Source organism: Lentzea sp. NBC_00516 (assembly GCF_036346835.1).
Classification (GTDB): Bacteria; Actinomycetota; Actinomycetes; order Mycobacteriales; family Pseudonocardiaceae; genus Lentzea; species Lentzea sokolovensis.
Genome location: NZ_CP107840.1, coordinates 9,865,757 through 9,880,511, shown reverse-complemented (window position 1 = coordinate 9,880,511; position 14,755 = coordinate 9,865,757). Strand labels below are relative to the sequence as shown.

At 69.7% G+C, this 14,755-nt stretch carries 14 protein-coding genes; 8 read left to right on the top strand and 6 right to left on the bottom strand.

All coding sequences use genetic code 11. From position 1 onward, the window contains the following. The first annotated feature begins 26 nt into the window (after positions 1-26). Positions 27-923 carry an LppU/SCO3897 family protein gene (locus OG205_RS46035; protein ID WP_330274020.1) on the top strand — a complete coding sequence of 299 codons (897 nt, stop codon included), beginning with the start codon at positions 27-29 and terminating at the stop codon, positions 921-923. A gap of 212 nt (positions 924-1,135) precedes the next feature. After that, positions 1,136-1,618 carry an LppU/SCO3897 family protein gene (locus tag OG205_RS46030; protein ID WP_330274019.1) on the top strand — a complete coding sequence of 161 codons (483 nt, stop codon included), beginning with the start codon at positions 1,136-1,138 and terminating at the stop codon, positions 1,616-1,618. 57 nt (positions 1,619-1,675) lie between these two features. Here the strand turns inward: OG205_RS46030 and pdxS are convergent, their stop codons facing one another. Then, positions 1,676-2,569, bottom strand: a complete 894-nt coding sequence (pdxS, locus tag OG205_RS46025; protein ID WP_330274018.1) for a pyridoxal 5'-phosphate synthase lyase subunit PdxS — start codon at positions 2,567-2,569, stop codon at positions 1,676-1,678. Positions 2,570-2,815: 246 nt separating this feature from the next. On the opposite strand from pdxS, the gene OG205_RS46020 reads away from it, so the two are divergent. After that, on the top strand, positions 2,816-4,873 hold the full coding sequence (locus tag OG205_RS46020; RefSeq protein ID WP_330274017.1) for an elongation factor G-like protein EF-G2: 2,058 nt from the start codon (positions 2,816-2,818) through the stop codon (positions 4,871-4,873). Here the strand turns inward: OG205_RS46020 and OG205_RS46015 are convergent. The 3 genes from OG205_RS46015 to OG205_RS46005 are packed head-to-tail and all read right to left on the bottom strand — an operon-like array spanning position 4,828 to position 8,237. Further along, positions 4,828-5,466 carry a class I SAM-dependent methyltransferase gene (locus OG205_RS46015; RefSeq protein WP_330274016.1) on the bottom strand — a complete coding sequence of 213 codons (639 nt, stop codon included), beginning with the start codon at positions 5,464-5,466 and terminating at the stop codon, positions 4,828-4,830. The genes OG205_RS46020 and OG205_RS46015 overlap by 46 nt on opposite strands. 9 nt (positions 5,467-5,475) lie before the next feature. After that, a complete protein-coding gene (locus OG205_RS46010; protein ID WP_330274015.1) occupies positions 5,476-6,957 on the bottom strand; it encodes a CoA-acylating methylmalonate-semialdehyde dehydrogenase in 1,482 nt (493 codons plus the stop codon). Beyond that, positions 6,954-8,237: an aspartate aminotransferase family protein gene (locus OG205_RS46005; protein WP_330274014.1), complete on the bottom strand. Its 1,284-nt coding sequence runs from the start codon at positions 8,235-8,237 to the stop codon at positions 6,954-6,956. Before OG205_RS46005 ends, OG205_RS46010 begins: the two co-directional genes overlap by 4 nt. Before the next feature lie 108 nt (positions 8,238-8,345). Here OG205_RS46005 and OG205_RS46000 point away from each other — a divergent pair, with 108 nt between their 5' ends. Continuing rightward, complete coding sequence (locus OG205_RS46000) at positions 8,346-9,938, top strand: PucR family transcriptional regulator (protein ID WP_330274013.1); 1,593 nt, start codon at positions 8,346-8,348, stop codon at positions 9,936-9,938. A 31-nt stretch (positions 9,939-9,969) separates the two neighbouring features. Here the strand turns inward: OG205_RS46000 and OG205_RS45995 are convergent, their stop codons facing one another. Next, positions 9,970-10,419 carry a hypothetical protein gene (locus tag OG205_RS45995; protein ID WP_330274012.1) on the bottom strand — a complete coding sequence of 150 codons (450 nt, stop codon included), beginning with the start codon at positions 10,417-10,419 and terminating at the stop codon, positions 9,970-9,972. 127 nt (positions 10,420-10,546) lie between these two features. Between OG205_RS45995 and OG205_RS45990 the strand changes: the two genes are divergently transcribed. Genes OG205_RS45990 through OG205_RS45975 form a run of 4 tightly spaced genes read left to right on the top strand, consistent with a single transcriptional unit; the run spans position 10,547 to position 13,947 of the window. After that, positions 10,547-11,254: a MerR family transcriptional regulator gene (locus OG205_RS45990; RefSeq protein WP_330274011.1), complete on the top strand. Its 708-nt coding sequence runs from the start codon at positions 10,547-10,549 to the stop codon at positions 11,252-11,254. An 18-nt stretch (positions 11,255-11,272) separates the two neighbouring features. After that, positions 11,273-11,875 carry a class I SAM-dependent methyltransferase gene (locus OG205_RS45985; protein WP_330274010.1) on the top strand — a complete coding sequence of 201 codons (603 nt, stop codon included), beginning with the start codon at positions 11,273-11,275 and terminating at the stop codon, positions 11,873-11,875. A gap of 51 nt (positions 11,876-11,926) precedes the next feature. Further along, positions 11,927-12,436 carry a hypothetical protein gene (locus OG205_RS45980; protein ID WP_330274009.1) on the top strand — a complete coding sequence of 170 codons (510 nt, stop codon included), beginning with the start codon at positions 11,927-11,929 and terminating at the stop codon, positions 12,434-12,436. Continuing rightward, a complete protein-coding gene (locus tag OG205_RS45975; protein ID WP_330274008.1) occupies positions 12,433-13,947 on the top strand; it encodes an ATP-binding protein in 1,515 nt (504 codons plus the stop codon). The genes OG205_RS45980 and OG205_RS45975 overlap by 4 nt, the downstream gene beginning before the upstream one ends. Here OG205_RS45975 and OG205_RS45970 read toward each other — a convergent pair. Next, positions 13,928-14,629, bottom strand: coding sequence for a hypothetical protein (locus tag OG205_RS45970; RefSeq protein WP_330274007.1), 702 nt, complete (start codon positions 14,627-14,629; stop codon positions 13,928-13,930). The genes OG205_RS45975 and OG205_RS45970 overlap by 20 nt on opposite strands. Positions 14,630-14,755: the final 126 nt, after the last annotated feature.

The window sequence follows — 14,755 nt, the reverse complement described above, 5'->3', positions numbered from 1 at the left end:
TTCTGACCAGCTCTAAAGTCCAGCTGGTGAGCACTCCGCCCAACCAGCCCCACGACCCGGCCAACCCGTGGGCGACTCCGCCCGCGGGTCAGGCCGTGCCGGGCCCGCAGCCCGGCCAGGCGTACCCGGGCCAGCCGTATCCGGGTCAGCCCCACGTCGGCCAGCCCAACCCGGGGCAGCCGTATCCGGATCAGGCCCATCCCGGCCAGCAGTACCCCGGCCAGGCGTTTCCGGGTCAGGCCTACCCCGGTCAGGCGTATCCGGGTCAGGCGTATCCGGGTCAGCCCGGCCAGCCGTACCCCGGCCAGCCCTACCCGGCCTATCCGGCTCCGGAACCGCCGCGGAAGTCGTCGGGCAAGGCGGTCCTGATCATCGCCGGGCTGGTCGTGATCGCACTGGGGCTCAGTGCCGCCGTGTTCCTGGTGAACCGGGGCGACAAGCCACCGGCCGCGGCCTCGTCCACGTCGGCCACCACGACCACGACGACGACCACCACGAAGCCGAAGGCGTTCGCGGAGGTCGGTGACTGCGTGCTGCTCGCGGGCGGGTCGTTCAACCCGAAGTTCGAGAAGACCGCGTGCGCCGAGAACAAGCACAACTACACGGTGTCCAAGGTGCCGGCGACGTCCACCGAGGAGTGCGGCACGCCGCCGGACGGCTATGTCAAGTACACCAAGGGTTCCAGCGTGAACGTGTGCCTGATCCCGGTGTTCGTCGACGGCGAGTGCTACGACTTCACCCTCGCGTCGCTGCAGTCGGAGTTCCCGAAGAAGGCGTGCGGCGGCTACATGGTCGTCAAGGCCAAGGTGATCACCGGAACCGCGGACAAGGCGGCGTGCGGTCAGGACGAGCGGCTCGCGCTGGCGCTGGCCTACCCGGAGATCAAGACGACCTACTGCCTGACCCACACGTTCTCGATCTGACCCCCCTAGGATGGGCGGAAGTCTGGGGGGACTGCTCGCGTCGGCCAGACGATCACATCCGCGTCGAGCCGCACTGGGGGCATTCCATGACGACTCCGCCCACTCCACCTGACGGGCCCCGCAACCTGTGGGCGCCACCCGCCGGGGCACTCCCGCCCCACGGTCACCCGGCCGCTTTCGTTCCACCACGAAGGACATTCCGCGCCGGGAGGGTGATCGCGGCCTGCCTCGGTGGCCTGGTGCTGGTGGCACTGGTCCTGGGCGCGTCGCTGCTCCGCGGGGACAGCTCTCCCGGCACGGCGGTCGGCGACTGCGTGAAGCTGACGAGCACAGAGACCGCCACGAGGTACGAGAAGGTCTCCTGCGACGGCAGGCTGCACAACTACACCGTGAGCAGGGTGCTGGGCTCCCGGGGCGGGGACTGCGGCGAAGCCCCGCACTCGTACACGACCTACGACAGCCGCAAGGACCTCAGCGAGCACCTGTGCCTGATCCCGGTGTTCTTCGACGGCGAGTGCTACGACTTCACCTCGCACCTCGCCGAGAACAAGAGGATGGCCTGCGGTACGACCGGGGCGACCAAGGTGCGGGTGCTCACGAACGTCGCGGACGAGGCGGCGTGCGGCCCGGAGTCGTCGAAAGCGATGGCCTTCAAGGAAACGACGACCACGTACTGCTTCACACCGGGGTCGTAGGACGGCAGAAGGGCGCGTCCCGTGGGGGACGCGCCCTTCTCCGTTCGTTCCTGGGACCTACCAGCCGCGCTCGGCCAGGCGGTGCGGCTCCGGGATCTCGTCGACGTTGATGCCGACCATGGCCTCACCCAGGCCGCGCGAGACCTTGGCGATGACGTCGGGGTCGTCGTGGAAGGTGGTGGCCTTCACGATGGCCTCGGCGCGCTGGGCCGGGTTGCCGGACTTGAAGATGCCGGAACCGACGAACACGCCCTCGGCGCCGAGTTGCATCATCATCGCGGCGTCGGCCGGGGTCGCGATGCCACCCGCGGTGAACAGCACGACGGGGAGCTTGCCGTTCTGCGCGATCTCCTTGACCAGCTCGTACGGCGCCTGGAGCTCCTTGGCGGCCACGTAGAGCTCGTCCTCGGGGAGGTTCTGCAGGCGGCGGATCTCCTGGCGGATCTTGCGCATGTGCGTGGTGGCGTTCGAGACGTCACCGGTGCCGGCCTCGCCCTTGGAGCGGATCATGGCCGCGCCCTCGGTGATGCGGCGCAGGGCCTCTCCGAGGTTCGTCGCACCGCACACGAACGGAACGGTGAACGCCCACTTGTCGATGTGGTTGGCGTAGTCGGCCGGGGTGAGCACCTCGGACTCGTCGATGTAGTCGACACCGAGCGACGCGAGGACCTGGGCCTCGACGAAGTGGCCGATGCGGGCCTTCGCCATGACCGGGATCGAGACGGCCTCGATGATCCCGTCGATCAGGTCGGGGTCGCTCATGCGCGCGACGCCGCCCTGGGAGCGGATGTCGGCCGGGACGCGCTCCAGCGCCATGACGGCGACGGCGCCCGCGTCCTCCGCGATCTTCGCCTGGGTGGCGTCGACCACGTCCATGATCACGCCACCCTTGAGCATCTCGGCCATGCCGCGCTTGACGCGGGCGGTACCCGTGACCTGATCAGTGCTCACCGGGGCAACCTTTCACGAGGGGAAGTCTTGGTGAACTCACCCTACGTCTGACGTGGCCCTCTCGCCCAAGCCACTGGAGCCCCGAACCAGAAGGCCACTTGACGATCAACCGCAGGTGGTGAGCCCTGTCACTTGGCTGGTTGTGAACTGTGTTCGCGTGCCGGTGGGCGACCAGTCGGGTCTCCGGGGTTGTAACGACCTGTGAACGGGTGTGAGATCGAACACTACGACTTGACGGAGGTCGCCATGGGAAGCAAGAACTCCGACAACGGCACATCGGCAGGCGCGGTCGCTGTAGACGACCCGGCCAAAGTCCGCAACGTCGTGCTCGTGGGCCCGTCCGGCGCCGGCAAGACGACGCTCACCGAGGCCCTGCTCGCCGCCACCGGTGTCCTGACCCGCGCGGGATCGGTCACCGAGGGCACCACGGTCTGCGACCACGACCCGGCAGCCGTCCGGCAACAACGGTCGGTGGGCCTCGCTGTAGCCCCGATCCAGCACGGGGACATCAAGATCAATCTGATCGACACCCCCGGATACGTCGACTTCGTGGGTGAGCTCAGAGCAGGACTACGGGCCGCGGACGCGGCCCTTTTTGTTGTCAACGCTTTCGAGGGCGTCGACGCGGCCACCATCTCGTTGTGGGAGGAGTGCGCTCTCGTCGGCATGCCACGCGCCGTCGTCATCACACGCACCGACCACCACCGTGCGGACTTCGGCACCGAGGTCATCGCGTGCCAGGCGGCGTTCGGCGCGGGCGTCGTGCCGCTGTACATGCCGGAGGGCGACGCACTGGTCGGGTTGCTGACGTCCGGGGCGAACTACCCGGACGAGCGCGCGGCGTTGATCGAGGGAATCATCGCCGAGAGCGAGGACGAGACCCTCATGGAGCGCTACCTCGAAGGCGAGGAGATCGACCAGGACACGCTCATCGCCGACCTGGAGACCGCCGTCTCGCGCGGCTCGTTCCACCCCGTGATGCCCGTGTGCGCCGCAACCGGCATGGGTCTCACGGAGCTGTTGGACGGCATCTCGCGCGCGTTCCCGTCACCGCTGGAGCACGACGTTCCGGACGTGACGTCGGTGGACGGCATCCCGCAACCTCGCATGGCCGCCGACCCGGACGGGCCACTCGTCGCCGAGGTGGTCCGCACAGCAGTGGACTCCTACGTCGGCCGCGTGTCGTTGGTCCGTGTCTTCTCCGGCACCCTTCGCCCCGAACGCCCCGTGCACGTCTCCGGCCACGGCATGGCCGACCGCGGCCACGAGGACCACGACGCCGACGAACGCGTCGCCCACATCTACTCGCCGCTGGGCTCGACGCTGCGCGAGGTCCCCTACTGCGTCGCCGGCGACCTGTGCGCGCTGACGAAGCTGACCACCGCCGAAACCGGCGACACCGTCTCCGCCCCCGAACAGCCACTGCTGATGGCGCCGTGGGACATGCCAGAACCGTTGCTGCCCATCGCCGTCGTGCCCCGCACACGCAGCGACGAGGACAACCTGGCCCGCAACATGGGCCGTCTGGTCGCGAGCGACCCGACCCTGCGCCTGGACCGCAACGCCGAGACGCACCAGATGGTCCTGTGGTGCATGGGCGAGGCCCACGCCGACGTCGTGCTGGCCCGCCTGCGCGCCGGCGGAGCGGAGATCGACACCGAACCGGTGCGCGTCCCGTTCCGCGAAACCTTCGCCGGCTCAGGAAAGGGCCACGGCCGGCACGTGAAGCAGTCGGGAGGCCACGGCCAGTACGCGGTGTGCGACATCCTCGTGGAACCACTCCCCCGCGGCGCCGGCTTCGAGTTCGTGGACAAGGTCGTCGGCGGCTCGGTCCCCCACCAGTTCATCCCGTCCGTCGAGAAGGGCGTGCGCGCACAGCTGGAACGAGGCCTGCACGACGGCACCCCTGTCGTCGACGTACGGGTGACTCTCGTTGACGGCAAAGCACATTCGGTCGACTCGTCGGACGCCGCGTTCCAAACGGCGGGCGCGCTGGCCCTGAAGGAGGCCGCGGCCGCCGCGCGCACGCAACTGCTGGAACCGATGGACGAGGTCGCGATCCGCCTGCCCGACGAACACCTGGGCACCGTGCTGGGCGACCTGTCCGGGCGGCGCGGGCGGGTGCTGGGGACCGAGTCGGACGAGGGCGGTCGCACGCTGATCCGCGCCGAGGTGCCGTCGTCGGAGCTGCTGCGGTACGCGGTGGAGCTGCGGTCGCTGACGTCGGGGACCGGCACGTTCACGCGCCGCTTCTCCCGTTACGACCCGCTGCCTGAGGCGTTGGCGGCACGCGCGAGCAAGTAGGTCCGATCGCTCGCGTGCTCGACACGCGGATCCGGAACGCGATCGAGGCGGGCTGTCACGGTGAGGCCCGCCTCCGCCAGTGCACGCGCTTCCTCGTCCGGGTCGAGGAAGCGGAAGGTCAACTCGACCTCGTTGCCCCACCACTCGGTCATCGTCTTCGCCTGCCCCGCCTCGGTTTCCGCGTCGCGCACGTGGAACGCGACCAGCGCCTGCCCACCGGGGCGCAGTACCCGCGCGAACTCGGCGTACGCCTGGGCACGTTGTCCTGCGTCGAGGTGGATGACCGCGTACAGGCAGACGAGCGCGGAAACCGAGTGGGACCGGATGGGCAGTGCTGTCATGTCGCCGGCGCAGGTGGGCACGTCGGCGTGCGAGCACATCTGCGGTGACAGGTCGACGCCGACGACGGGCACTCGCGCAGCCAGATGGGCCGCGACGTGGCCTGGCCCGCAGCCGACGTCCAGAACCAGGCCGTCCGCCGAGTCCGCGACGGCGTCGAGCAGAGCGCGGTCCAGCGGCTTCCCCGCGAGCTCGCCGCTCAGTTCGGACGCGTAGCGCGCGGCCACGCGGTCGTACGAGCGGCGAGTGCTCACCGCACCACCCTAGGTGTTCTGGGGGAAGCCCAGGTTCACGCCGCCGTGCGACGGGTCGAGCCAGCGCGACGTGACGACCTTCGAGCGGGTGAAGAAGTGCACGCCGTGCGGGCCGTACGCGTGGGAGTCGCCGAACAGCGATTCCTTCCAGCCGCCGAACGAGTAGTAGGCGACCGGCACGGGGATCGGCACGTTCACGCCGACCATGCCTACCTCGATCTCGTTCTGGAACCGGCGAGCGGCGCCGCCGTCGTTGGTGAAGATGGCGGTGCCGTTGCCGTAGCGGTTGCTGTTCACCATCTCGACGGCTTCTTCGTAGGTGTCGCAGCGGACGACCGAGAGCACCGGGCCGAAGATCTCGTCGGTGTAGACCGTCATGTCCGTGCCGACGTGGTCGAACAGCGTCGGGCCGAGCCAGAAGCCGTCTGCCTCGCCGTCGATCGGGTGGTCGCGGCCGTCGACCGCCAGCACCGCGCCCGCAGCCACCCCGGCGTCCAAATAGGACGTGACCTTGTCGCGGTGCACGCCGGTGACCAGCGGGCCCATCTCGCAGGACGAGCCGGCGCCGACCTTCACGTCGGCGATCCGCGACTGGATCTTGGAGACCAGCGCGTCGCCGACCTCGCCCACGGCGACCACGACCGAGATCGCCATGCACCGCTCGCCCGCCGAGCCGAAGCCCGCGGACACGGCGGCGTCCGCGGCCAGGTCCAGGTCGGCGTCGGGCAGCACGACCATGTGGTTCTTGGCGCCGCCCAACGCCTGCACGCGCTTGCCGTGCGAGGTGCCGGTTTCGTAGACGTAGCGGGCGATCGGGGTGGAGCCGACGAACGAGATCGCCTTCACGGCCGGGTGTTCGAGGAGCCGATCAACGGCCACCTTGTCGCCGTGCACAACGTTCAGGACGCCGTCCGGCAGACCGGCCTCTGCGAAGAGTTCGGCGAGGAAGTTCGACGCCGAAGGGTCCTTTTCGGACGGTTTCAGGACCACGGTGTTGCCGCACGCGATGGCGGTCGGCACGAACCACAGCGGGACCATGGCGGGGAAGTTGAACGGCGAGATCACGCCGACCACGCCCACGGGCTGCTGGATCGAGTAGACGTCGACACGGGTCGACGCGTTCTCGCTGAAGCCGCCCTTCAGGAGCTGCGGGATTCCGCACGCGTACTCGACCGACTCCAGCGCGCGCTGGATCTCGCCGCCCGCGTCGGACACGACCTTGCCGTGCTCGGCGGACACGATCTTCGCGAGGTCGCCCTTGCGGTCGTTGAGCAGCTCGCGGAACTTGAACATCACCGTCGAGCGCTGCGCCAGGGACGCGTTTCGCCAGGACGCAAACGCTTCCGCGGCAGCCGAGACCGCCGCGTCCACTTCGGACACCGACGCGAAGGCGACCTGGGAGGCCACCTTGCCAGTCGTCGGGTCGTAGACGTCCCCGAGCCTCGATGGAGTGTCGTCCCAGGGCTTGCCGTTGATCCAGTGTTTGATCACGCCTGTTCCACCGCCTGCGCCAGAATGCCCAAAGCCTCTTCCAGTTCGTCCTCGGTCAGCGTCATCGGTGGCGCCAACCGGATCACGTTGCCGTACAGGCCGCCCTTGCCGACGAGCAACCCGCGCGCCTTCGCCTCCGCCAGCACCACACCGGCGGCGGCGCCGTTCGGTTCGCCCTCGGGACCGACGAACTCGACGCCGACCATCAGGCCCTTGCCGCGCACGTCGCCGATCACCGGGTGCTTCTCCGCGAGCTCGCGGAGCCCGCTCAGCAGCCGCGAGCCGAGCTTGGCCGCGTTGGCCTGGAGGTCGTGGTCGAGCAGGTAGTCGAGAGTGGCGAGAGCGCCGGCCGTGGAGACCGGGTTGCCGCCGAACGTCGAGATCGAGTTGGCGTTGATGGTGTCCATCAGGTCGCCGCGCGCGACGACACCGCCGATCGCGAGGCCGTTGCCGAGGCCCTTGGCGAACGTCATCGCGTCCGGCACAACGTCGTGCGCCTGGATGCCCCAGAAGTGCTCGCCGGTGCGGCCCCAGCCTGTCTGCACCTCGTCGGAGATGAAGAGGATCCCGTACTCGTCCAGCACGTCCTTGAACGCGCGGAACAGGCCGTCGGGCGGGGACGTGAAGCCGCCGACGCCCTGGATCGGCTCGACGATCATGCACGCGACGTCGCCGGACGTCGTGGTCTCGATGATCTCGCGCAGGTCGTCGACGCACGCCTTGATGTAGTCGGCGTCGGAGAAGGACTTGAACGGCGAACGGTAGCGGTAGCCGCCGTGCACCCAGCTGACCTTGATCGGCGACAGCGCGGACGCGGACCAGCCGCGGTTGCCCGTGATGGCGACCGTGGCGAACGCACGGCCGTGGTAGCTGTTGCGCAGCGCCAGCACCTGCTCGCTGCGGCGCGCCTGGGTGGCGAGCATCAGCGCGGTCTCGTTGGCCTCGGTGCCGGAGTTCGTGAAGAACACCTTGGCGTCCGGAATGCCGGAGAGTTCGGCGATCTTCTCCGCCAACTCGACCTGCGAGCGAATCAGGTACAGCGTCGAGCTGTGCAGCACGCCCGTGTCGAGCTGGGAGCGGATCGCGTCGCTGATCTCGGCGACGTCGTAGCCGATGGCGTTGGTCAGGATGCCCGCGAAGAAGTCCAGGTAGGTCGTGCCCTCGCGGTCGGTCACCCGGCGCCCGGAGGCGCTCGCGATCTCGATGGGCTCGTCGTAGTAGAGGGCCAGCCACTTCGGCATCACCGCGCGGTGTCGTGCCAGCAGCTCCTTGTGAGCCATCTCGTCCTCCAAGGGGTCCGACGCCTGCCTCGGAGTCTGCTGGCGCGCCGGGTGCGCCGCCATGCACAACCTGTACCCGGATCGGCTGGTTGGCATTACGTTGTGTCCATGTACCCGACGGTCTCCGAAGTCGTCGCTCTGCCGGTGATCCGGCAGGGAAAGCCCCGTTTGGTGGCCGGATCGGCCGGACTCGGCAGACGCGTCCGATGGGTCCATGTGGCGGAGATCGCAGACATCGCGCCGCTGCTTCGAGGCGGCGAACTGGTGCTCACGACCGGCGTGATGCTGCCCGAGTCCGGCCTCGCCCGCTACATCGAGGAACTGGCCGCCGTCGGCTGCGCCGGCCTGATCGTCGAGCTGGGCAGGCGGTGGCGCGACGACGTGCCCGGCGCTCTGGTCACGGCGGCGGAACGGCACGGGTTACCGCTGGTCACGCTCACCGAGGAGACCAAGTACGTGGCCGTGACCGAGGCCGTCGTGGGGCTGATCGTGGACGCCCAGCTGGCCGAGCTCAGGGCCGCGGAACAGGTGCACGAGACGTTCACGGCCCTGACGGTCGCGGGCGCCGAACCCTCCGAGGTGCTGCGCGAGGTGGCCAGGACGTCCGGGCTGGCGGTCGTGCTGGAGACGCTGGGCCACGACGTGCTCGCCTACGACGCGGCCGGGCACGATCCCGTGACGCTGCTGGACGACTGGGCGGCGCGTTCGCGGGCCGTCACGGTCACCGAGCGGACCGCCTACGACACCGCGTCCGGTTGGTTGATCACCATCGTCGGGGCACGCGGTGCCGACTGGGGCCGGCTCGTGATGGTCTCGCCGGAGCCACCACCACACCGGCACGTCGTGGTCGCCGAACGCGCCGCGTCGGCGTTGGCCGTGCATCGGCTCGTAGCACGCGATCGGGAGTCGCTGGAACGGCAGACGCACCGGACGTTGCTGGCCCAGCTGCTCGGCCAGTCGCCGCAGTCGCCGGATCTGGGCGCGCGGGCGGCGGCGCTCGGCGTGCCCCTGGAACGACGCCAGCTGATCGGCGTGGCGGTCCGGCCGGTGTCCGTTCTGCAGGGGCAAACGCTTGCCACGCAGGAGGTTCTGCGTGATCTCGCCGAGGCGACGGCGCTGGCGGCCCGGCGGGTGACGGTCGCGGCACTGGTCGGCGTCGTGGACGACACGTCGGTGCGCGCGCTGCTGTCGGTGCCGGTGACCGTTGGTGTGGAAGGGGTTCTGCGCAAGGTCGCGCGCGAGATCCACCGGACGGCGGCGTCAGCGGTGGTGATCGCGGTGGGCACGACGGTCACGTCCACAACGGACGTTCGCAGGTCGCTCGGCGAGGCCGTGCACGTGGCAGGGGCGGCGCTGCGAGCACCGGGATCCCAGCTCTACCACCGGCTTGACGACGTCCGGCTGCGCGGGTTGCTGCACCTGCTGCGCGAGGACGAACGGGTGCGGGCGTTCGCGGACCGCGAGCTCGGGCCGTTGCTGGCGCGGGACTCGGCGCAGGGCTCCCGGCTGGTCGAGCTGCTGCGGTGCCTGTGCGAGAACGGCGGCAACAAGTCGGCGGCGGCCGCGGCGGCGCACCTGTCCCGGACGGCCTACTACCAGCAGCTCGCGCGGATCGAGCAGGTTCTCGGCGTCTCGCTGGAGGACCCGGAGTCCGTGCTCTCGCTCTACGTCGCGCTGCTGGTACACGAAATGGGCCCGTGAGCGCGCACGGGCCCATTTTCGACGTGGGAACTCAGCCGTTGATCGTCGGGAAGGTGCCCGAGAGAACGGTCGGGTTCGGCACGACGTTGTTGGTCGGCAGGTCCGACAGCGCCGGCGCCTTCAGGTCACCGACGTGCGCGTTGCCCGCGAGGGCGTCGGCGTTCGGCAGCGACGGCAGGGTGCCCAGCTCGGCGGCGACCGGGTTCGGCGCGGTGCGCTCCTGCGCGGCCGGGACGGCGGGCAGCGCGGGCACCGGCAGGTCGTTGGCGACGGGAGCGCCGACGTGCGGGAGCTGGACAGCGGAGGCCGACTCGAGCGGGTTCGCGTGCTGCTGGGCGTCGGAGATCAGCTTGCCCGCGCCGACCTCGGGGACGCCGGCACCCAGCTGGGGCAGCTCGGCGGCGCTGGCCGAGCCCGCGAGGAGCGGGGCGGCGCTGGCGGCGAGCAGGGCGGCGGCACGGAACAGTCCGGAACGAGACACAGTTTTCCTCAATCTGGTTTGGGGACCGATCTTCGATTTCATCGGCGCATTTGGTTCGAGAATTAACCCGCTCGATCGGGTGGTGAGGGTTTGAACCTCACGCGACGGGAGGTCCTACGGTCTCGGTGTGACCCGTTGGAGCGTCGGTGACCTGGCCAGAGCGAGCGGACTGACAGTCCGCACGCTGCACCACTACGACGAGATCGGACTGGTCGTCGCTTCCGAGCGCACGGCATCCGGTCACCGTCGGTACACACCGGACGACGTCCGCCGCCTCTATCAGGTGAGATCGCTGCGCCAGCTCGGTCTTTCGCTGGAGGAAGTCCGATCGGCACTGTCCCGTTCGGACTCGCTGCGGCCTCTCTTCGAGGCCCAGCTCGCCGCGCTGAACGTCCAGGCGCAACAGGTGGAGGCACTGCGGTCGCGGCTCACCGCGCTGCTCGACGGGCACACCACCGAGTCCCTTCTGTCCACTTTGGAGATGATGTCCGTGTACGAGAGCTACTTCACCGCCGACCAGCTGGGCGACATGAGGTCGCGCGCGGCGGCGATGGGCCCGGAGGCCGTGGAGGCGCTGAAGGCGTCCTGGCTGGAACTGGTGCGGCAGCTGCGTCAGCACATGGCCGACGGCACGCCACCGTCCGACCCGCGCGTCGTCGAACTCGCGCGGCAGTGGGACGAGCTCGGCGCCCGGTTCACCGGCGGCGACCCGGCGGTCCAGGCCGCGGCGCGGAAGTCGTGGACCGAGAACAAGGCGTCGATCAGTACCCAGATCGGCTGGCCCGCCGACGACGGTCTGGTGGATTACGTAACTCAGGCGCGCGCCGCACGGTGAGTTCGGTAGAAGTTGGTCATGCTTCCCGATGACCGACGTCTGCAAGCCGCCAACCCGACCGGGTGGTTCGAAGATCTCTACGCGGAGGCCGAAGCCGGCACGGCCTCCGTCCCTTGGGACGTCCCCCACCCCCAGCCGCACCTCGTCAAGTGGGCCGACGGCGTCGACGGCACGGGTCAGCGCGCGCTCGTCGTGGGCTGTGGCTACGGCCGTGACTCGGAGTTCCTAGCCTCGCTGGGGTTCGAGGTGACCGCCTTCGACATCTCCCCCACCGCCGTGGCGGCCGTGCAGGCGCGCTATCCGGAGTCCTCTGTCTCGTACGTGGTCGCCGACCTGCTGAACCCGCCCGCCGAGTGGCACCACGCGTTCGATCTCGTCGTGGAGAACATGACTGTGCAGGCGCTGCCCGTCGACGCGCACGCCCAGGCCATCGAACGGGTCGCGTGGCTGACCGGCTCGAAACTGCTGGTCCTGGCCGTGGCCCGCGAGGAAGAGTCGGTCGCGGACGGTCCGCCGTGGCCGTTGACGCCGTCCGAGGTCATGGCGTTCCAGACGGACGGTCTCACCGCCCTGAAGGTGGGTCGCGACGGGGCCCGCTGGACCGCGGAGTTCGCGCGCTAACTGGCCATGAACTGACCACTTATGACGGACTTCTGCCGCTTAGCGTGAATCATGCTCGTTCGTCGGCTGATCGCCCGTCTGCTCGACTGGCTCCTGGTGCTGGTCGTGGCGTGGCCGTTGGTCCACGAACCCGTGCTGGTGGTGCTCTGCGCGGCGCTGTACGACGCTCTGCTGCTCCGCCTGAACACCCTCGGCAAAGTCCTCGCGGGGCTGCGGGTCGTGGGCCCGGCGTCCGGCCTGAACCTCCGGCGGGCACTGACGCGCACGCTCATCACGACCGCGCTGCCCGGCGCGGGCGCGGTGCTCGTGCTGACCGGTCTGGGATGGCGGGAGCCGGCGCTGATGGCGGGCCTCGGCTGGCAGCAGCCGTGGGTCGTCATCGGCGAGCACGTCGCCGTGAGGTCGCCGGCCTGGCTCGCGTCGTTGCTGCTGGTCGGCGGGTTCGTGCTGCTCGTGCTGTCCGCCGTGGAGGCGCTTGATCTCCGTGGCACGCGGACCTGGCACGACCGCAAAGCGGGCACGGCCGTGGTGCGCCTCAAAGTGGCACAATCCCAGCGGTGACCAACGAGGTCGGGCAGAACCACGGGAACGTGGTGCAGGCGAACACAGTGGGTTCCATTCACCTCACCTCCCCCGAACCAGCGCCCACCGCGCTCGACGGTCTTCGGCACGCCAGCGAGTCGTTCGTCGGCCGGGAGCGGGAACTCGCCGAACTGGACGTGGCCGGCCTGACCGTGGTGTCGGGCCTCGCCGGTGTCGGCAAGACCGAACTCGTGCTGCGCCACGCCGAGAAGCTCCCCGGCGGCAAGCTCTTCGTCGACCTCCAGGACTACGACGACGAACGCCGGGTGACGCCGGCGCAGGCGTTGGAGGAGTTCCTGACCGCCCTGGGGGTGCGCGAGATCCCGCGCTCCGAGGACGCCCGCGCCGCGTTGTTCCGCACCCTTGTCGCCGACCGCGAACCGATGCTGATCGTGATCGACAACGCGAGGTCCGCGCAGCACGTGCGGCCGTTGCTGCCCAACCGGCACCGCACGATCGTCACCAGCAGGCACCGGCTCGTCGGCCTGGACGACGCCCACCACCTGGAGCTGGGACTGCTCCCACCGGACGAGGCGGCCGCGCTGGTGGGCGATCTCGAACTCGCCGAACTGTGCGGACGGCTGCCGCTCGCGTTGCGGATCATGGCGGCGCTGCGGCGCACCGACCCCGGCCACGACTGGGTCGCGGAACTGCGCGAGGTGCAGCTGGACCTGCTCGACGACGGCGACGAACGGTCCGTGCGCGCGGCGTTCGAACTGTCCTACCGAGCACTCACCGAGGAGCAACGCCGGGTGTTCCGGCTTTCCGCGCTGCATCCATCGCACGAGGTGACGGTCGAGGGTGCCGCGCAACTCGCCGGATGCTCCGAAGTCAAGGCGCGCAAGGCGTTGCGGGAACTGCGGACCGCGCACCTGATCGAGCCCGGCGACCGCTTCCACGACCTGGTGCGCCAGTTCGCGGCGGACTGCGTGCGAGTGGACGAGGAGAAGGAGACCCGCGAACAGGCGATGTCGCGGTTCTTCACCTACTTCGCCGAGCGGGCCGTGCAGATGGACGAAGCGCTCCGCACGCCGAAACAGCCCGAGGCGCTGCACTGGTTCGACCGCCACCGGCCGACGCTCGTCGCGTCCGTGCTGTCCGCGCTCCTGTTGCGGCACATCCCCCACGCCGGCGCGATCGCCCAGTCGTTGCACGACTACCTCGGCCTGCGCGGCCACCTGGACGACCTGCTGATGACCGACCAGCTGGCAGTGGACGCGGCGATCAACCTGGACAACCCGTGGGCCGTCGCGGTTCTGCGGGTGCGCCTCGGACACTCCTGCCTGCGGGCGGCGGACGACGAGCGGGCGTTGGGCAACCTCTACGAGGCCTGGAAGATCGTGCGGCACAGCAACGACCCGCCGCTGATGCACGAGGCGCTGGAAGGCCTGGTGCTCGCCTTCGAGCGCAACGGCAGGCACGAGGACGCGCGGCTGGCGGCGGTGGACCGGGACGCGTTGGCACGCATGCTCACAGCCGATCCCCGATGAACCGCAACGCATCTGGCAGCACTCGGCGCCAGTAGCCGGCGTCGTGCTCGCCGTGTTCGAACGAACTCCGCGCACCGACCGCCTCCGCGAGCTCCCGCGCGGGATCGTGGAACGGATCCTCCTGCCCGCACCACATGCCGACCGGTGACTTGATCCTCTCCTTGTGCCGCAACGGTTCGTGCGCCTCCCACACCTCGCGCGACGCGAACCCGTCGATCCGCTGGGCGTCCTCCCACGACGGGAAGAGGGCCGGACTGATGGCCGCCACGGCTTTCAGCGGCTGCCGGGACGCGATGTCCAGCACCCCGAACCCTCCCATCGACACGCCCAGCGCGGCGTCGAACGGCACGGGCGGCGTCAGCGAAACCCAGTAGTCCTCGCCGCCGTTGACCACGGCGCATCGGAACGCGCACCCGTTGAGGAACTTCGGCAGCCCCAGGTCCTGCCACCACCCGACGCTACCGCCGCGGCCGTGCAGCACGAGCACCACCGGGCCGGACGCGCCCATCCACGCGCCCCACGGCGTGGGCTGAACGGGTACAGGTGCGACGTCGGGGACCACTCCGTCCGGGCCCGTCCAGCCGAGCAGACGGCGGCCGCGCGGGGTCAGCGCTCCGTACGTCCCGGCCGCTCCGACCAGGCCCGCACCACCGAGAAGGACAACTCGCCGCGAGATCCCCATGAGATCCAGTGGAACACAATGTGCGCCGATCATGACAAGCGTGGACACTCTGACACTGCCACACCTGCGGCGCCGGACCCAGGATTCCGGGATGGAATCCGCCAGGATTGAGGTTGTTTCAGCAGC